Genomic DNA, 18,309 nt, shown 5'->3' with positions numbered 1-18,309 from the left:
TGGGTGGTCAGCCTGCGCTTGTCTCTCGATCTGAGTACCGGTACAGACATCTGGGCGAAATTCTTGGAAAAAAAGCCACCGGATCGTGTCAAGGTTGGGCCGTCAGCGTCCGATAGGGGAATTGGAACGTCACCCGGCTGCAGGAAGGAACCCCCCGTGACGACGGTCTTGATCTGTGATGACCGGCGCAGTGTGCGCGAAGGGCTGACTCGCGTGATGTCGGCTGTCCCCGGAGTCAGCCGAATCGACTGTGTGGCGCACGGCGAGGAGTTGCTGGCCAGATACTCCCGGCAGCCGGTCGATGTCGTGCTTGTCGGGACACAGCGGGCCGTGCCCACCGGTGTCGAAGCCACCCGCAGGCTGGTCTCGGCCAACCCCCAGGCGAACGTGATCGTCTTCGGGGCGCCGGACGACGCGAGCAGCATCGCGGCCGCGATCGCCGGTGGGGCGCGCGGCTACCTGCGGTGGGACGCCTCCCGCCCCGAACTGGTCGCCGCGCTGGCACATACCCTGGCGAGTACGTCCGTACCGACCCAGCGCCAGCCCTCCGATCCCGGCGTGCAGCTCACCGACAGGGAGCTGCAGGTACTGCGCGGGATGAGCCAGGGCAAGAGCAACGGCCAGATCGGGCGCGAGCTCTACCTGTCCGAGGACACCGTGAAAACCCACGCCAGGCGGTTGTTCCGCAAGCTCGGCGTGCGGGATCGGGCGCAGGCCGTCGCGTACGGTTTCCGCCGCGGTCTGGTGTCCTGACACCCGAGTACCGCCCCATGGTGGCCGGGTTCGTGTCCCCGGAACCGGAAATGGTGCCTGCCGGGCTCGTGGCCCATATGGCAGGCAGGTAACGTAGAGAGGTCACCGGCGCGAGTGACGCAATGTGTCTCGCGCCGTGTTCTCTGTCCGCCTACACGTAACACCTGGACCCTTGTCTGCGATGTCGAATGTGGGGGATGGACTCGACCAGTCGGTCGCGGCTGCCGTCGAGGGCGATCCTCAAGCGATCGAGCGGCTGCTTGCCGCTATCCGTCCCCTCGTGGTGCGGTACTGCCGCGCCAGGGTCGGGATGCAGGAGCGTTCGTTCGCCTCCGCGGACGACGTTGCTCAGGAGGTGTGTCTGGCGGTGTTGACAGCGTTGCCGAGTTACCAGGACCAGGGGCGGCCCTTCCTGGCGTTCGTGTACGGCATCGCGCAACACAAGGTCGCAGACGCGCACCGTGCAGCCCGGCGGAACCGTGCCGACCCGGTCTCGGAAGTGCCCGATGAAGTCGAAACCGGTGTCGACCCGGAGCAACGCGCCTTGCAGGGTGAGTTGAACAACCGCATGGCGCAGCTGCTCGACGTGCTGCCGGAGAAGCAGCGGGAGATCGTGCTGCTGCGCGTCGTCGTTGGCATGTCAGCGGAGGAGGCAGCTGAAGCTGTGGGATCGACCCCGGGAGCTGTTCGGGTTGCTCAGCACCGTGCGCTCGCTCGGCTGAGGAAGGCGCTGGCCGCGGAGGAGGTGGTCTGAGTGCCCGAGCGCGATTGGGACGAGTGGGAGCGCGAGCTCGACGACATCGCGCAGGTCCACGCCGACGACGCGTTGCTGGATGCGCTCGGCGGTGCCGATCCCAGCGAGTCGGACCAGCTCGGTGAGGCCGAGCTCAACGCCCTGCTGCTGTCGTGGCGACGGGAGGTCGACAGCCAGCCGGTTCCCGAGCTGGTGGATTCCGACACCGCCGTACGCACGGTCGCTGCGGCGAACCTGGCTAGGCGTCACGGTGACCGGGCGCGCCGGTGGAAGTTCCTGGTCCCGGTGGCTGCTGCGGCTTCGGTGCTGGGCATCGCGTTCGCGGGAGCGGGGATCGCGGCGAAGGACGCACAGCCTGGGGATACGCTCTGGGGCGTGACCAAGGTGCTGTACGCGGACAAGGCGCGCTCCATCGAAGCGGCTACCGAGGTGCGTCATGAGTTCAACCTCGCGAGGACGGCGCTTTCCAGGGGGCAGCTGGAGGACGCCCGGTCCGCGCTGGAGGAGGCGCAGGTCGCGCTCGATTCGGTCCACATCGAGGAGGATCGGGCCGAGCTGACCGAGCAGCACCGGGAGCTGATGACGCGCCTCGACGAGGGGAACGGCTCCTCCGGTGAGGGTGGTACCGACGGCGACTCTGCGGGGGGTGCCGAGGGCACCACCTCGCCGGAGGGGAGGACGAGCAGCCCGGCGACGTCCAAGGACAAGGACGCGACCAGCGCCACGACGAGCCCGACCACCTCCCCGGACGGGACACCGACGGAGACCGACGACGCGACCACCTCGCCAAGCCCGACACCATCGGATGATAAGGACGAGCCCACCGGCGACACCACGGAACGCAAGTACAACTCGGATTCCGGTGGTTCCGACGACGACTCGAACGGTTCCGAGAGCTCCGACGACGAGTAGCGGTAGCGCGGCGAGTATCAGCTCAGGCGCGTACCGCGAGCAGGGGTGTCACAACCGCTTCCGTCGGCGGCGTCGGTAGAGCGAGCGGTTTCGGCAGGCTGTCGATTGCCCTGTCAGTTGCCGACGCCGTCGGTGAAGCCCCGGCAGTATTCCCAGCTGACGTAGTGCTGTGGGTCGGGGTCGAAGGCGGGCTCGTGCGGTCGCATCCGCTCGTCCGTCAGCAACTGCTCGAGGCTCGCGCGCAGCAGGTGCCACTCGTGGAAATGCGCTTGCTCGCAGTCCACGCAATCGACCACGATTCCCTGAACGCCGCGCGGCTCCAGCAAGGCCTGGTACACGGACAGGTCGGCCAGGTCGGCGAGCAACTCGGCCCGCTCAGCATCGCTGATCGGCTCCCCTCGCTCGTCGTCCATGGCACCTAGGCTCTTGGCGGGATCGTTCGGATCGTTGGCGAATGGGTCTGGGGGCAAAACGTTGTGCGGCACGCTAGCACGGTACTAAACGCCCCTGTCAGGTCGACATGTCGGGTTATTCACAGCACCGTTCCTCGCTGGTGGCCCGCTGGTGAGCCGGTCGGGGAAATCGCCGGTCGTCTCGGTGCGGTGGCCGGTGGGTCGATACCATGCACGGTAGGAGCTTATCGACGGTTCTTCCGTGCACCCGACCTGCACGAGCGGCCAACCACCAGGGCAAGGAAGGTCAGCCACCCACGATGACCACTGAGATCACAGACGCCGTCCCCGCCAAGTTCGCTCCGCTCGGATTGACCTTCGACGACGTGCTGCTGTTGCCAGCCGAGACGGACGTCCTGCCGAGCAGTGTCGACACCAGTGCCCAGCTCTCCCGTAACGTCACGCTCCGGATCCCGCTGCTGTCGGCCGCGATGGACACCGTCACCGAGGCGCGCATGGCTATCGCGATGGCGCGTGAGGGTGGGCTGGGCGTGCTGCAGCGCAACCTGCCCATCGACGAGCAAGCGGCCCAGGTCGAGGTGGTCAAGCGGTCCGAAGCGGGCATGGTCACCGACCCGGTGACCTGCTCGCCCGAGGACACCCTCGCCGAGGTCGACACGCTCTGCGCGCGGTTCCGGATTTCCGGGGTTCCGGTGACCGACGCCTCAGGCACGCTGGTGGGCATCATCACCAACCGGGACATGCGGTTCGAGGCGGATCACTCGCGCCCGGTGAGCGAGGTCATGACCAAGGCGCCGCTGATCACCGCACAGGTCGGGGTTTCCGCCGACGCGGCGTTGGGCCTGCTGCGCAGACACAAGGTGGAGAAGCTGCCGATCGTGGACGGCGACGGCAAGCTCCGCGGGCTGATCACGGTCAAGGACTTCGTCAAGACGGAGAAGTACCCCCACGCGACCAAGGACCCGGACGGGCGGCTGCTGTGCGGCGCCGCGATCGGGGTCGGCACGCACGGCAGGCAACGCGCGCTCGCGCTGGCCGACGCCGGGGTGGACGTGCTCATGGTGGACACCGCTCACGGTCACTCCCGCGACGTGCTGGACACGCTCGCAACGGTGAAGAAGGAACTGGGCGATACCGTCGACGTGGTCGGCGGCAACGTGGCCACCCGGGCTGGTGCGCAGGCGATGGTGGACGCCGGTGCCGATGGTGTGAAGGTCGGTGTGGGCCCGGGATCGATCTGCACCACCCGGGTGGTGTCCGGGGTCGGGGTTCCGCAGATCAGCGCGATCTACGACGCCGACCAGGTGTGTCGCCCCGCCGGGGTGCCGGTGATCGGTGACGGTGGTATCCAGCAGTCCGGCGATATCGTCAAGGCCATCGCCGCGGGTGCCTCCACGGTGATGCTGGGCAGCCTGCTGGCTGGCACCGACGAGGCGCCGGGTGAGCTTGTGCTGGTCGGTGGTAAGCAGTACAAGACCTACCGGGGGATGGGCTCGCTCGGTGCGATGCGTTCCCGCAGCGAGAGTGGGCAGTCCCACTCCCGGGATCGGTACGCGCAGGACGACGTGCTCTCCGAGGACAAGCTGATCCCGGAAGGTATCGAGGGCAGGACCCCGTACCGTGGCCCGTTGGCCAACGTGGTGCAGCAGCTCGTCGGCGGGGTCCGCTCCGGCATGGGCTACACCGGCGCACGCACCACCGCTGACCTGCACCAGGCGCAGCTGGTCCGGATCACGGCCGCGGGGCTCAAGGAGAGCCATCCCCATGACGTGACGATGACGGTGGAAGCCCCGAACTACACCACCCGGTAGCACTCGCGGGCACGCCGGCTCGGGCGCGAGCATCGCGGGGTGGGAGGATGCACCCGACGGGTAGCCGCGTTCAGGTGAAGGGAATGCACGTGCGAGATCTTGTCGAGATCGGCATGGGGCGCACCGCGCGCAAGGCGTATGACCTCGACGACGTCGAGATCGTGCCGTCGCGGCGCACCCGCTCCTCCAAGGTGGTCTCCACCGCATGGCAGATCGACGCTTACCGGTTCGAGTTGCCGCTGGTCGCTCACCCCTCGGACGCGATCGTGTCCCCGGCGACGGCGGTGGAGCTCGGCAAGCTCGGTGGCCTCGGCGTGCTCAACGCGGAGGGACTGTGGGCACGGCACGCGGACGCCGACGCGGCGCTGGCCGGACTGTTGCGGACGGCTGAGCGTTCCGACGATCCCGCGGTCCTGGTCAACGAGCTGCAACAGCTGCACGCGGCGCCGCTGCGTAGCGAGCTCATCGCCGAGGCCGTCAAGACCGTGCGCGAGGCCGGGGTCACCGTCGCGGCGCGGGTGAGCCCGCAGCACGCGGTGGAGCTGGCGCCGGAGCTGCTGGCAGCGGGCGTGGAGATCCTGGTGGTGCAAGGCACCATCGTCTCGGCCGAGCACGTGGCGCAGGAAGGCGAGGAGCCGCTCAACCTCAAGGAGTTCATCGCCGATCTCGACGTCCCGGTGATCGCGGGTGGGGTAAGCGATTACCGCACCGCGATGCACCTGATGCGTACCGGTGCGGCCGGGGTGATCGTGGGGCACGGTTACGCGCCCGGTGTCACCAGCACCGATCGGGTGCTGGGGATCGGCGTGCCGATGGCCACGGCGCTGGTCGACGCGGCGGCCGCGCGTCGTGACTACCTCGACGAGACCGGTGGTCGGTACGTGCACGTGCTCGCCGACGGCGGGCTCACGTGCAGCGGCGATATCGCCAAGGCCATCGCCTGCGGTGCGGATGCGGTGATGTTGGGCGCGCCGCTGGCTGCCGCGCATGAGGCGCCGGGGAAGGGACTGTACTGGACCTCCGCTGCGGCCCACCCGTCGTTGCCGCGCTCCCGCGTGGTGTCGGCGGCCGGGCGGCACGTGGACCTGGAGACCCTGCTGCTGGGGCCTGCCTCGGACGCTGACGGCACGATCAACCTGTTCGGGGCGCTGCGCCGGGCGTTGGCCAAGACGGGGTACTCCGATCTGAAGGAGTTCCAGAAGGTCGAGGTCACCACCCGGGTGTGAGTGCCTCGCCCGGTGAGCACGCGGTGCGATTTCGATCGATATATCGATAAATCTCTGTCGTGGGTAACCGGCCAGTAACCTACCTATGGTCAGGGGTGCGCGTCGGGGTTATCCTCATAACTGTGACTGCGCGTAACACCACGAGAAGCGAGCCCGACTACGACGTCATCGTGGTCGGTTCCGGCTTCGGCGGCAGTGTGGCCGCCCTCCGCCTGACCGAGAAGGGCTACCGTGTCGGCGTCATCGAGGCCGGGCGGCGGTTCGCCGACGACGAGCTCGCCGAGACCTCATGGGACCTGCCGAAGTACCTGTGGGCCCCCGAACTCGGCTGCTACGGCATTCAGCGGATCCACTTGCTCTCCGACGTGATGATTCTGGCGGGAGCCGGCGTGGGTGGCGGCTCGCTGGTGTACGCGAACACCCTCTACCGCCCGCTGCGCCAGTTCTACACCGATAGCCAGTGGGCGCACATCACCGACTGGGAGACCGAGCTCGCGCCCTACTACGACCAGGCGAGCCGGATGCTCGGCGTGGTCGAGTGCCCGATCGACACCCCGCATGACGAGGTCATGCGCTCCGTAGCCGCGGACATGGGCGTGTCGGACAGCTTCCACAAGACCCCGGTCGGCGTGTACTTCGGCGAGCCGGGCAAGCAGGTGGCCGACCCGTACTTCGGCGGAGTCGGTCCGGAACGTACCGGCTGCACCGAATGCGGCGCGTGCATGACCGGCTGCCGGGTGGGTGCCAAGAATTCCCTGGTCAAGAACTACCTGTACCTGGCTGAGCAGGCAGGCGCGCAGGTCGTGCCGATGACCACCGTCACGGCGGTGCGCCCGCGCGGCGACGGCGCCTACGAGGTGGATGTGCGCAAGACCGGTAAGCACTCGCGCCGGTTCCGGCGCACGCTCACCGCGGGCCAGGTCGTGCTGGCCGCCGGTACCTGGGGCACGCAGCGGTTGCTCCACAGCATGCGCGACAGCGAGGCCATGCCGCGGATCTCGCCGAGGCTGGGCGAGCTCACCAGGACGAACTCCGAGGCCATCGCAGGCGCCGGGCGGCTGTCGGTCGATCCGGAGCGCGACTTCAGCTCGGGCATCGCCATCACCTCGTCGATCCATCCCGACGAGAACACCCACATCGAGCCGGTGCGCTACGGCAAGGGCAGCAACGCCATGGGGCTGCTGCAGACCATCGCCACCGACGGCGAGTCCGACGTGCCGCGCTGGCGGCAGGCATTGGGCTACATGGCGCGCCACCCCATCGAGGCGGCGCGGCTACTGCGTACCCACCGGTGGAGCGAGCGGACGCTGATCCTGCTGGTGATGCAGTGCCTGGACAACTCGATCACCACCTACACCAAGAAGGGCTGGTTCGGCCGCAGGCGCTACACCTCGAAGCAGGGCCACGGCCTGCCGAACCCGACGTTCATCCCCGCAGGCTACGAGGCCACCCAGCGGGCCGCCGAGCACATCGGGGGGATGGCAGGCGGTACCTGGAGTGAGCTGTTCAACATCCCGCTCACCGCCCACTTCATCGGTGGTTGCGCGATCGGCTCCAGCGCCGAGGAGGGCGTGATCGATCCGTACCACCGGCTGTACGGCTACCCGGGGGTGTCGGTGGTGGACGGTTCCGCGATCACTGCGAACCTCGGGGTGAACCCCTCGCTGACGATCACCGCGCAGGCCGAGCGCGCCTTCGCGATGTGGCCGAACCGCGGCGAGGCTGACCCCCGCCCGCCGCAGCACGAGGGTTACCGCCGGGTCAGCCCGGTGGCTCCCGAGTACCCCGTGGTCCCCGATCACGCACCCGGCGCACTCCGCCTGCCCATCGCCGAGGTCCGCTGACCCTTTCGCCTCTGGACACGGCCACCCCGTGTCCAGTGCCGGAGCACCCCGTGTCGGGCGCTGCGACACCGCATATTGGGGGCTCGCGATGCTTCCCGTCGCACGTCCGCGCGTCCTCGTCGCAGGCCGTCAGGCCCCGTTACAGCCACACGGACGTTGTTACGCATTCGCGCCACCGCCGGTAATTCGCCCGTGACAGTCCTCGGCTATCCGGGTGACGATCGGTGATTCGTGTCGGAGGTGGATGGCAAAGTGATGCGCGTCACGCGTCGCGATGGCGTCCGTGAGCCACCGGATTCCCGGCAGGCCAGCTCGGGCGCGGAGATGGGAAGTTATGGGGTTGAGCGAGCCTGCCAGGGCTGTCTGGTCGAAGTCCGCCGACGGCGACGGGCGGTGGCTCCCGCTGTGGCAGCACATGGACGATGCCCTGCATGTGGCCACGCGGCTGTTCGACGAGTGGCTGCCGTCGAACGTCTCCGGCCTGCTGGCCGATGAGTTCGGTGGGGATGTGGCGGCTGCCCGCGCGGCCGTCGGGTTCCTCGCCGGTGCACACGACCTCGGTAAGGCGACCCCGGCGTTCGCCGTGCAGCACGACTTCCTCGCGAACCGCATGGGCGACTACGGCCTGTACATGCCGACGAACAAGCATGATCCTGAGCGTCGTTCCGTCCCGCATGCCCTTGCCAGCCACCAGCTGCTCATCAGGTGGTTGGAGGAACGCGGTTGGCCGAGGAAGCGCGCCCGTGCGTGGGGGGTGATCCTGGGTGGGCACCATGGTGTCCCGCCCGACGACGTGCAGGAGCAGATCACCCCGCAGACGAACCCCTCGCTGTACGGCACACGGCTGTGGAAGCAGGTTCAGGACGAGCTCGTGCAGTGGATCGCGGAGCGATCCGGCGCGGGGGAACGGCTGTACCGCTGGGCGGAACACTCGCTGTCCCAGCGGTTTCAGGTGCTGGCCTCCGGTCTGGTGATCGTGTCCGACTGGATCGCCAGCAATCAGGACCTGTTCGACTACTACGCCGCATCGCTGCCGCCAGTCACTGAGCACTCCGAGCGAGTGGCGGCGGCGCTACGCGGGCTGCGGCTCCCGAAGCCGTGGCAGGTGCGGCAGCCGCCCGAGTCGACGGTTGAGCTGTTCGGCAGCCGGTTCGATCTGCCCAAGGGCGCGACCCCCCGCCCGGTGCAGCACGCGGTGCTCGATGTCTGCAGGCAAACGCGCGAGCCGGGCATGGTGGTGATCGAGGCACCGATGGGCGAGGGCAAGACCGAGGCGGCGCTGGCCGCGGCCGAGGTGCTTGCCGCCGGGTCCGGCGCGGGTGGACTCCACGTTGCCCTGCCTACCCAGGCGACGGCGGACGCCATGTTCGATCGTGTCGTCGCCTGGCTCGACGCCCTCGGTGCGCAGGACCAACCGGTGGGTGGGGCGATCACGCTCAGCCACGGGAAAGCCCGATTCAACCGGCTGTTCCGAGGGATGGTGCGCGCCGGTCGGCTGCCGGATGTCGGTCGCGATGAGCACGGCGACAGGGCGCACGCCGTGGTCGCGCACGCCTGGCTGTCCGGGCGCAAGAAGAATCAGCTCGCGAACTTCGCGGTCGGCACGATCGACCAGCTCCTGTTCGCCGGTTTGCGATCCCGGCACCTGATGCTGCGCCATCTGGGACTGGCGGGCAAGGTCGTGTTGCTGGACGAGATCCACGCCTACGACGCGTACATGAACTCGTACCTGGCCACGGTGCTGACCTGGCTAGGGGCCTACCGTGTCCCGGTCGTGGCACTGTCGGCGACGTTGCCGGAGCAGCGGCGCCGGGAGCTGCTTGAGGCGTACCAGGCCGGGCGGTGCGGCGAGGCCGACGCAGGCACGGGTGATGCTTCGGAGCAGGGCACGGGGTCGACTCCCTACCCGCTGATCACCTGGACCGATGGGCCGCGGGTGGAAGTCCGGACGGTGGAGGCGTCTGGGCGCCGTACCTCGATGTGGGTGGATTGGCTGGACGACGAGCCGGACACGTTGACCACGACGCTGCGGGAGGAGCTGGCGGACGGCGGGTGCGCGCTGGTGGTGCGTAACACCGTGGCCCGTGTGTTGGATTCGGCGGCCCACCTGGAATCCGCGTTCCCCGGAGAAGTGATCGTCGCGCATTCGCGGTTCATCATTGCTGACCGGATGGTCAACGACCGGGAGCTTCTTGACCGGTTCGGTCCGCCGGGCCGGGCGCGGCGTCGGCCGGAGCGGTGCATCGTGGTGGCGTCCCAGGTGGTCGAGCAGTCGCTGGATGTCGACTTTGACCTGTTGGTCACCGACCTGGCACCGATCGACCTGGTGCTGCAACGCATGGGCCGGTCGCACCGTCACCAGCGCGGGCAGGGGCAGGACGGGCGACCGCCGAAGCTGCGCACCGCGCGCACCTACATCACCGGCGCGGATTTCGAGCAGAGCCCACCCGAACTCGAACCCGGTGCGGAACGGTACGTCTATCACCGTTACACGCTGCTTCGCGCGGCCGCGGTGCTTCGGGAGCGTTTCGGCGCCACCATTGAGCTGCCCGGGGATATCGCATCGCTGGTGCAGCGCGCGTACGGCACGGAGCCGTTGGGCCCGCAGGAGTGGCAGCCCGCTATCGACGAGGCAGCGCAGGCGCTGCGCGCGTCGACCGAGCGGCGCGAGGAGAAGGCGCGACGCTTCCAGATCGAAACGCCGGGCAAGCCCGGTAAGGCGATCGCGGGTTGGCTCTCGGCGCATGCCGGGGAGGCCGACGAGGAGTCAGCGGGCCGGGGGCAGGTCCGTGACGGCGCTCCGAGCCTCGAAGCGATTCTCGTGCTCTCCGGTGCCGACGGAGTCTGGCGTACGCCTCAGTGGCTGGAGGGCGATCAGGCCGGCCTCGACGTTCCCCGCGACGAGGTGCCGCCGGAGGAGCTCGCCGAGGTGATGACCCGGTGCGCCATCCGTCTGCCGTTGGCGTTCAGCAACGAAAAGACCGAGGACGAGCTGTGGGAGGTCACGCCCGAGATCTGGGAGAACTCCCCGCTGATCTATCGCATGCCGGTGTTGGTCCTCTCCGGTGACGGCACCGGCCGCATCGGCGGACGGGACGTGCGCTACACGCGAGAACGGGGTTTGGAAGTGGTGAGCGACGATGGGTGAAGGATTCAACCTGCTCCACGAGCCGTGGGTTCCGGTGCTCGACCTGCGAGGACGGGAGCGTCAACTGTCCGTTCCGGAGGTCTTCGAGCAAGCGCCCGGTGTGGTTTCCATCGCGGGGGATGTGCCGACACAGGATTTCGCGATCCTGCGCCTGCTGCTGGCATTCCTCCACCGAGCGCTGGAGGGGCCGGAGGACGGCGAGGACTGGGAGGAGCTGTGGTCGGCCGGTGCGCTGCCGACCGACCGGATAGCCCGGTATGCGGAGCGTGTGGAGAATCGCTTCGACCTGTTCGACGAGTCCGCACCGTTCTTCCAGGTTCCGGGGCTGCGGACCGAGAAGGACGAGGTATCGGGTCTGGACAGGCTGGTCGCGGACGTTCCCAACGGTGAGCCGCTGTTCACCACCCGCTCGGCCGCCAGCCTCGCCTGTATGGAACCCGCTGAGGCGGGGCGGTGGCTGGTACATGCGCACGCGTTCGACCCGTCGGGAATCAAGTCCGGTGTCGTGGGCGATCACAATGCGAAGCGAGGCAAGAGCTATCCGATCGGTACCGGTTGGTCCGGCTGGCTCGGTGGGGTCGTGCCGCAGGGATCGAACCTGCGGGAGACGCTGCTGCTGAACCTCATCGGGCGTGAGTTCGGCACCTACGTGCGCATCGGCGGGCAGGAGGATCTGCCGCCGTGGGAGCGCGAGGTCGACAAGCCTGCGGGAGCCGAGGATCGCCCGCCGCGCGGTGCGATCGACCTGTACACCTGGCAGACACGACGTGTGCGGTTGGTGGGGAACCGGAGCGGCGTCACGGGGGTGGTGCTGTCCAACGGAGACCGGATCCCACCGCGCAACCTGCACCGTCTGGAACCCCACTCGGTGTGGCGCTACAGCGAGCCACAAAGCAAGTCGTTCAAAGAACCCGTGTACATGCCGCAGTCGCATGACCCGGCGCGGTCGGTGTGGCGCGGTATCGGGGCGATGCTGCCCTCGACCGCGGGCAGGTACACGGCTGGAAAGTCCGGGCAGCCGAAGCACATCGCTCCCGGTGTCCTGCAATGGATCGCCCATCTGGTGGCGCAAGGACACCTCGACGAGGAGTTCCGCGCGCGAGTGCGGGCGATCGGGGTCGAGTACGGCTCGCAGAGCTCGACCTACGCCGAGATCGTCGATGACTCGATACCGGTGGCGGTGGCACTGTTACGCCACGACGATCCCGCTCTCGGTCAGCTCGCGGAACAAGCCGTGAGTGATGCCGATGGGGCGGCGGGAGCGCTGTGGATCTTCGCTGAGAACCTTGCGCAAGCGGCCGGGGCCGAGGCCCGGTCGGGCGCGGGTGACGAGGCGCGCGAGCAGCTCTACGCGGCGTTGGACGCGCCGTACCGTGCGTGGCTGGCGCGGCTGGATACCGGATCGGACCTCCCGGAAGCGCGAGCCATCTGGCAGCGATGGGTCCATCGAGCATGCCTTCAGCTGGCTGGTGAGCTCCTGGCGACCGCGAGCCCGGCTGCGTGGACCGGCCGGACGATCAACGACCGGCTGGTCAACGTGCCGCTGGCCGAGGTGTGGTTCCGTGCTGCGCTGCGAACCAAGCTCGCGCTGGTCCACGCTCACATCCCTGACGAGTCCGCACTTCAGGAGGAACGATGACAGCACAAGCAGCAGCGACCGGACGCTCCGACGCGGGTGGGCGCATGCGGTCGCGTGAGCACCGCGAGCTCGGCCGCGCGCTGGAACCCCGCATCGACCGGTTGCAGAACGAGTACCTGCGCGGATCCCCGTCTGCCCGTGCCGACCTGGCACAGCTGCGGCGTGGCCTGGGCAAGCCGGCGGGCAGCGTTCCCGAGATCTGGGAGCACACGATCGGCGCGGTGCCGGAGTCGATGGCGGGCAGCGACAGCACCGGTCCGAGCCGCGCGGAGCAAGCGGCTCACGCGGCGCTCACCCTGTTCTCGCTGCACCTGCAATCCCAGGCCGCCCCGGTGCACTGGCAGGGCGTGTCGTTCGGCTGGGCGGTCGGCCTGCTCGCACAGCGCGATCGGGCGCGCGAGCAGGCGATCACCCGCCGATTCATGGCAGCGGCCACCGCCCAGTCAGTCGACGAGCTGCTCGTGCACGTCCGTGGCCTCATCGATCAGCTCAAAGCGGCAGGCATCGGTGTCGATTACGCCGCGTTCGCCGGCGACATCGCCGCGCTGCTCACTCCCGCTCGACGGGAGTCGGTGCGCCTGGTGTGGGGGCGCGACTTCTACCGGGTCGATTCCGCGTCGGGCCACGGCGACGCCGGTGATGCCGACAACGAGGGCACGGACTGACTACACCGACCCGGGAGCACGATCTGTCCACAATGTGAAGGAAGGACTGACATGAGCCGTACCTTTATCGACATCCACGTCCTGCAAACGGTGCCGCCGAGCAACCTGAACCGCGATGACACCGGAAGCCCCAAGACCGCGGTCTACGGCGGTTACCGCAGAGCACGCGTGTCCAGCCAGGCGTGGAAGCGCGCCACCCGCATGGCCTTCGGAGACCGTCTTGACGACAGCGACTTGGGGGTGCGGACCAAACGCATCGTCCAGCTGCTGGCGGACGCGATCGAGCAGAGCTCACCCGAGCTGGCGGACCGGGCGGTCGAACTGGCGACGGCGACCATGAACGAGGTCGGCATCAAGACCAGTGTTCCGTCCAGGAAGGCGAAGAAGGGCGAGGATTCCGACGAGCCCCAGGCGGAGGCAACCGAGGAGTCCGGGTATCTCGTGTTCCTGAGCCGCCGCCAGATCGACAACCTGGCCGCTGCGGCGATCGACGCCGCCCAGGCTGGTGACGTGAAGAAGGCGCTGAAGGACGCCAAGGTGAAGGACCTCGCCAACCGGGACCACTCGGTCGATGTCGCCCTGTTCGGCAGGATGGTCGCAGACCAGGCCGACATCAACGTCGACGCTGCCGCGCAGGTGGCGCACGCCATCAGCGTTCATCCGGTGGAGACCGAGTTCGACTACTACACTGCCGTCGACGACACCAACCCCGAGGAGGAAACCGGCGCCGGGATGATCGGCACGGTCGAGTTCAATTCGTCCACGCTGTACCGCTACGCCACGGTCAATCTCGGTCACCTCGCAGCGAACCTGGGCAGCACCGAAGCGGCTCGCCGTGCGGTGGAGGCGTTCGTCGAGTGTTTCGTGCGGACCATGCCCAGCGGCAAGCAGAACACCTTCGCCAACCGCACGTTGCCGGAGGCAGTCGTCGCTCAGGTGCGGGACAGCCAGCCGATCAACCTGGTCGGTGCGTTCGAGGCGCCGGTACGTGAGTCGGGTGCCGAAGGAAGGATCAAGCGCGCCTCCGATGCGTTGTGCGCCGAGGCTGCTGAGGTGGAGCGCGCGTACGGCGAGCGGCCGGTAGCGAGCTGGGTCACCCGGGTCGGCGAGGACACCGCCAGCCTGGATGAGATGGGCACCAACGTGCCGCTGGCGGACCTCGTCTCCGGTGTCGGGGAGCTGGCGGCGCAGCGGTTGGGAGGGCAGTGATGGCGACGGTCGCGTTGCGCCTGGCGGGGCCGCTGCAATCGTGGGGCTCGGCGAGCCGCTTCGTACGCCGTGGCACCGAGACTGCGCCGACCAAGAGCGGTGTGGTCGGGATGGTCGCCTCGGCACTGGGGATCCGGCGGACCGACCCGCTGGAGGAGCTGCTGGGACTGCGGCTCGGGGTGCGGTTGGACCAGCCCGGCAGGCTGCTGCGCGACTTCCAGACCGCGCAGCGCCCGAAAAAGGCACGTGACGGCACCGTCACGTGGCAGCGCCTCCCGCTATCGCACCGCTACTACCTCAGCGACGCTGTGTTCCTGGCTGCGCTGGAAGGGGAGCGGTCGCTCGTCGAGGGCATCGACAGGGCGGTCCGCAGTCCCGCGTTCCCGCTGTATCTGGGCAGGCGGTCGTGCCCGCCTGCCGGGCCGATCGCGCTGGACGTGTGGGATGCGACGCTGGAGGAGGTGCTTACCACGCACCCGTGGCTGGCGTCGTCCGCCCAGCAGCGGCGTCACCGAGATGCCACGGTGCGCCTGGAAACCGTGCGAGACGCCGCCGAGCACGAAGCAGGCGCGGAGACACTGCGCGACGAACCGGTGAGTTTCGATCCGAACCGGCGCAGGCACGCCTGGCGCTCGGTCACACGCGAGTCGGTGGAGGTCCCCAACCCGCACGGCGTGCACGAGCCCACGAACGAGCACGACCCGATGAGCCTGCTGGGAGGGTGACGTGTTCCTGACCAAGATGTTCCTCAACGCACACCGGCGTGGTGCGCGCAAGCTACTGGGATCCCCCCAAGCCATGCACGCTGCCGTCCTCGCCGGGTTCGCTGATCCGCGGTCGACCGACGGGGGCCGGATACTCTGGCGGGTGGATACTTGCGACCACCATCGCACTGTTCTGTATGTCGCCAGCCCCGACAAGCCGGACTTCACGCACCTCGCCGAGCAGGCAGGCCGCCCCACCACGGACGCGTGGGACACGCGGCCGTACGATCGGCTGCTCGACTCGCTGACGCTCGGTCAGCGCTGGCAGTTCCGGCTGACCGCCAACCCGGTGCGATCCGGTAGGCGGCAGGGTTGGAGCGACACCAAGCCGCTGGGGCACGTGACGGTGACGCAGCAGCAACAGTGGCTGCTGGATCGTGCTGGCACGTGGGGTGTGCGCGTCGTAAAGGCTGCCGGGGCCAACTGGCGTGACGGCGAGCCGGATCTCGCGGTGGTGCACCGGAACGTGCTGAGGTTTTCCCGTGGCAACCGCCGGGTCACCGTTGCGACAGCCACGTTCCAGGGCCAGCTTGAAGTGACCGATGTGGATGCGCTCCGCTCCGCGTTGACCTTCGGCGTGGGGCGGGCGAAGGCCTACGGCTGCGGCCTGCTCACGCTCGCCCGACCTGCTTCCCAGGACCTCTCATGAGCGGGACCGTAGGCCGCCGCCCCACCGAGCTTGCAGAGCTGGTGCGCGCCGAGGACCGCATTTCGTTCCTCTACCTCGAACGCTGCGTGGTCAACCGGGACAGCAATGCCATCACCGCGACCGACGAGCGCGGCACGGTGCACATACCGGCCGCCTCGGTCGGGGCGTTGATGCTGGGTCCGGGAACCACGGTCACGCACCAGGCGATCGCGCTGCTGGCGGACAGCGGGTCGACGGTGCTCTGGGTCGGGGAGCGAGGCGTGCGATGCTATGCGCACGGCGGTGGCCTCGCCCGAACGTCACGGCTGGCGGAAGCGCAGGCCGAAGCCGTCACCAATCGCCGGTCGCGCCTGCGGGTCGCGCGGGAGATGTACGCGATGCGGTTTCCCGGGGAACAGGTGTCGGAGCTGTCCATGCAGCAGCTCCGTGGCAGGGAAGGCGCACGGGTACGGCGTGTGTACAGGGAGCAGTCGGAACGAACCGGCGTGAGGTGGTCAGGGCGAACCTACGATCCCGAGGACTGGGAAGCTAGCGACCCGGTTAATCAGGCCCTGTCCGCAGCCAACGCGTGCCTGTACGGTGTGGTCAACTCAGTGATCGTGGCACTCGGGTGCGCACCGGCCCTGGGCTTCATCCACACCGGCCATAGCCGCTCGTTCGTCTACGACATCGCCGATCTCTACAAGGCGGAGATCACAATCCCCACGTCGTTCGACGTCGCGGCAGGTGACTGCATGGAGATCGGAGCGGATGTCCGCAGGCGCGTGCGTGACATGGTGCACGATGGCAACCTGCTGCAACGCTGCTCCCGCGATATACGGCGCCTGTTGCTCGGTGAGCAGGAGGCTGACGCCACGGACGACATCATGTTCACTGACAACGTGGTGCTCTGGGACGAGTACCTGGGCGAGGTCGGCGCCGGAATAGCGTACGAGGAGCCGTCATGACCGTGGTCATCCTCACCGCGGTGCCTCCCGGGCTACGGGGACACCTCACCAGGTGGCTGCTGGAACTCAGCCCGGGCGTCTTCGTCGGTTACGTGTCCGCCCGCGTACGGGCACTGATGTGGCAACGCATTGTCGAGTACGTCCAGGATGGGCGCGCTCTCATGGTTCACGCCGTCCGTGGAGAACAACGATTGGCCTTCCACGTGCACGGGCACGACTGGACTCCGGTGGACTACGACGGGATCACCCTGATGAGGAGGAAGACCGTCCCGGACTACACCCCGACTGAGTCGAAACCATCCAGCGGCGGCGCGAGTGCCGCGAAAGTCGGAGGTTTCCAGAGCGAAACGGTGTGGAAGCGCCGTGAATCGAGAAAGAAGTTCCGTAAGAGGAAGACTGAGGAGTGATGCCTGTAAGCGACAACGGATCGAAACCGATGGTGAACGGCCGGTTCAGCTCTTGAAATTGCAGGTCATCAAGTGTGCTCCCCGCGCATGCGGGGATGATCCTTCCGCTCAAATCAGTCTGTGCCGACTCCCAAAGTGCTCCCCGCGCATGCGGGGATGATCCGCGCGCGAACGAGGCGGTCTCGGGGTCCGCGAGGTGCTCCCCGCGCATGCGGGGATGATCCCAGGAAGCTCGACTTGCGGAACTCGTCGATGACGTGCTCCCCGCGCATGCGGGGATGATCCGTTGCGTCACCTGTGGCAGGGCAGCCGCCCGCGGTGCTCCCCGCGCATGCGGGGATGATCCCGTTTTCACCGCGGCCCTTCGGCGATGCCGGGAGTGCTCCCCGCGCATGCGGGGATGATCCCGAAACGAGCCCGTGACCTGCAATGATTCGGAGGTGCTCCCCGCGCATGCGGGGATGATCCCCTTGCCGCCATACACGTGCAGGCCCCGCAGGCGTGCTCCCCGCGCATGCGGGGATGATCCTTCACCGGCAATTTCTACTACTCCACTGGCGACGTGCTCCCCGCGCATGCGGGGATGATCCTTTCCCGTCGTCCGGGATTCTGCGTGGCAGGTTGTGCTCCCCGCGCATGCGGGGATGATCCCGCCCGATGCCTCCGCCGCCGCCGTGGCGGTCGGTGCTCCCCGCGCATGCGGGGATGATCCCACCAGCTACGGGGCGAAGTTGCGTCACCTGTGGTGCTCCCCGCGCATGCGGGGATGATCCGACGTACACGGCGCGCAGCACCAAGTACCGGAAGTGCTCCCCGCGCATGCGGGGATGATCCCGACGCCGAACGCACCGCCGCACAGTTCGGGCTGTGCTCCCCGCGCATGCGGGGATGATCCCGATGGCTAGGACCGCAGCGACGTTCTCTGTTGGTGCTCCCCGCGCATGCGGGGATGATCCCGTGGGTTGGCCGCTGCAGCTGCAGCCGCAGGCGTGCTCCCCGCGCATGCGGGGATGATCCCCGCGCCGCGTTGCGCGAGGTCGGCATGGAACAGTGCTCCCCGCGCATGCGGGGATGATCCGACCTCGCCCAACTACTCGACATGCTCGGACTCGTGCTCCCCGCGCATGCGGGGATGATCCCGCCAACCCGTGCCGCTGCACCGCCGCGG

The 18,309-nt window shown here is 68.3% G+C and carries 15 protein-coding genes and 1 CRISPR repeat array (1 of these 16 running past the window's edge); of the genes, 14 read left to right on the top strand and 1 reads right to left on the bottom strand.

The features are described 5' to 3' along the window. Positions 1-156: 156 nt before the first annotated feature. The 3 genes from F8178_RS11380 to F8178_RS11370 all read left to right on the top strand — a co-directional run bounded on the left by F8178_RS11380 (position 157) and on the right by F8178_RS11370 (position 2,419). Complete coding sequence (locus tag F8178_RS11380; RefSeq protein WP_317494720.1) at positions 157-753, top strand: response regulator transcription factor; 597 nt, start codon at positions 157-159, stop codon at positions 751-753. Between the two features lie 181 nt (positions 754-934). Beyond that, positions 935-1,507 carry a sigma-70 family RNA polymerase sigma factor gene (locus F8178_RS11375; protein WP_317494719.1) on the top strand — a complete coding sequence of 191 codons (573 nt, stop codon included), beginning with the start codon at positions 935-937 and terminating at the stop codon, positions 1,505-1,507. Next, entirely contained in the window at positions 1,508-2,419 is a 912-nt protein-coding gene (locus F8178_RS11370; RefSeq protein WP_317494718.1) for an anti-sigma-D factor RsdA, read from the top strand. Positions 2,420-2,532: 113 nt separating this feature from the next. Here the strand turns inward: F8178_RS11370 and F8178_RS11365 are convergent, their stop codons facing one another. Continuing rightward, positions 2,533-2,904 carry a DUF5319 domain-containing protein gene (locus tag F8178_RS11365; RefSeq protein ID WP_317494717.1) on the bottom strand — a complete coding sequence of 124 codons (372 nt, stop codon included), beginning with the start codon at positions 2,902-2,904 and terminating at the stop codon, positions 2,533-2,535. A 227-nt stretch (positions 2,905-3,131) separates the two neighbouring features. Between F8178_RS11365 and guaB the strand changes: the two genes are divergently transcribed. From guaB to cas2e, 11 genes are all read left to right on the top strand, one after another. After that, the gene (guaB, locus tag F8178_RS11360; protein WP_317494716.1) at positions 3,132-4,643 is read left to right on the top strand and encodes an IMP dehydrogenase; all 1,512 of its coding nucleotides are present in this window, start codon (positions 3,132-3,134) and stop codon (positions 4,641-4,643) included. 89 nt (positions 4,644-4,732) lie between these two features. Further along, on the top strand, positions 4,733-5,869 hold the full coding sequence (locus F8178_RS11355; RefSeq protein ID WP_317494845.1) for a GuaB3 family IMP dehydrogenase-related protein: 1,137 nt from the start codon (positions 4,733-4,735) through the stop codon (positions 5,867-5,869). Between the two features lie 122 nt (positions 5,870-5,991). Then, the gene (locus F8178_RS11350; protein ID WP_317494715.1) at positions 5,992-7,713 is read left to right on the top strand and encodes a GMC family oxidoreductase; all 1,722 of its coding nucleotides are present in this window, start codon (positions 5,992-5,994) and stop codon (positions 7,711-7,713) included. A 334-nt stretch (positions 7,714-8,047) separates the two neighbouring features. After that, positions 8,048-10,861, top strand: a complete 2,814-nt coding sequence (cas3, locus tag F8178_RS11345) for a CRISPR-associated helicase Cas3' (RefSeq protein WP_317494714.1) — start codon at positions 8,048-8,050, stop codon at positions 10,859-10,861. Further along, positions 10,854-12,500, top strand: a complete 1,647-nt coding sequence (gene casA / locus F8178_RS11340; RefSeq protein WP_317494713.1) for a type I-E CRISPR-associated protein Cse1/CasA — start codon at positions 10,854-10,856, stop codon at positions 12,498-12,500. Before cas3 ends, casA begins: the two co-directional genes overlap by 8 nt. Beyond that, positions 12,497-13,165, top strand: coding sequence for a type I-E CRISPR-associated protein Cse2/CasB (gene casB / locus F8178_RS11335; protein WP_317494712.1), 669 nt, complete (start codon positions 12,497-12,499; stop codon positions 13,163-13,165). The genes casA and casB overlap by 4 nt, the downstream gene beginning before the upstream one ends. Before the next feature lie 51 nt (positions 13,166-13,216). After that, complete coding sequence (cas7e, locus tag F8178_RS11330) at positions 13,217-14,374, top strand: type I-E CRISPR-associated protein Cas7/Cse4/CasC (protein WP_317494711.1); 1,158 nt, start codon at positions 13,217-13,219, stop codon at positions 14,372-14,374. Then, positions 14,374-15,099, top strand: a complete 726-nt coding sequence (gene cas5e / locus F8178_RS11325; protein WP_317494710.1) for a type I-E CRISPR-associated protein Cas5/CasD — start codon at positions 14,374-14,376, stop codon at positions 15,097-15,099. The genes cas7e and cas5e overlap by 1 nt, the downstream gene beginning before the upstream one ends. Position 15,100: 1 nt before the next feature. Further along, positions 15,101-15,787, top strand: a complete 687-nt coding sequence (gene cas6e, locus F8178_RS11320; RefSeq protein WP_317494709.1) for a type I-E CRISPR-associated protein Cas6/Cse3/CasE — start codon at positions 15,101-15,103, stop codon at positions 15,785-15,787. Then, positions 15,784-16,734 (top strand): type I-E CRISPR-associated endonuclease Cas1e, encoded by a 951-nt coding sequence (gene cas1e / locus F8178_RS11315; protein WP_317494708.1) that lies wholly within the window; start codon positions 15,784-15,786, stop codon positions 16,732-16,734. The genes cas6e and cas1e overlap by 4 nt, the downstream gene beginning before the upstream one ends. Next, a complete protein-coding gene (gene cas2e, locus F8178_RS11310; protein WP_317494707.1) occupies positions 16,731-17,141 on the top strand; it encodes a type I-E CRISPR-associated endoribonuclease Cas2e in 411 nt (136 codons plus the stop codon). Before cas1e ends, cas2e begins: the two co-directional genes overlap by 4 nt. A 74-nt stretch (positions 17,142-17,215) precedes the next feature. Continuing rightward, positions 17,216-18,309: a CRISPR direct-repeat array (repeat unit 28 nt; unit sequence GTGCTCCCCGCGCATGCGGGGATGATCC); it runs 888 nt beyond the window's last position.

This window comes from Haloechinothrix sp. LS1_15 (assembly GCF_033042135.1).
Lineage (GTDB): Bacteria > Actinomycetota > Actinomycetes > Mycobacteriales > Pseudonocardiaceae > Haloechinothrix.
This window is presented reverse-complemented; position numbering and strand designations above follow the sequence as displayed.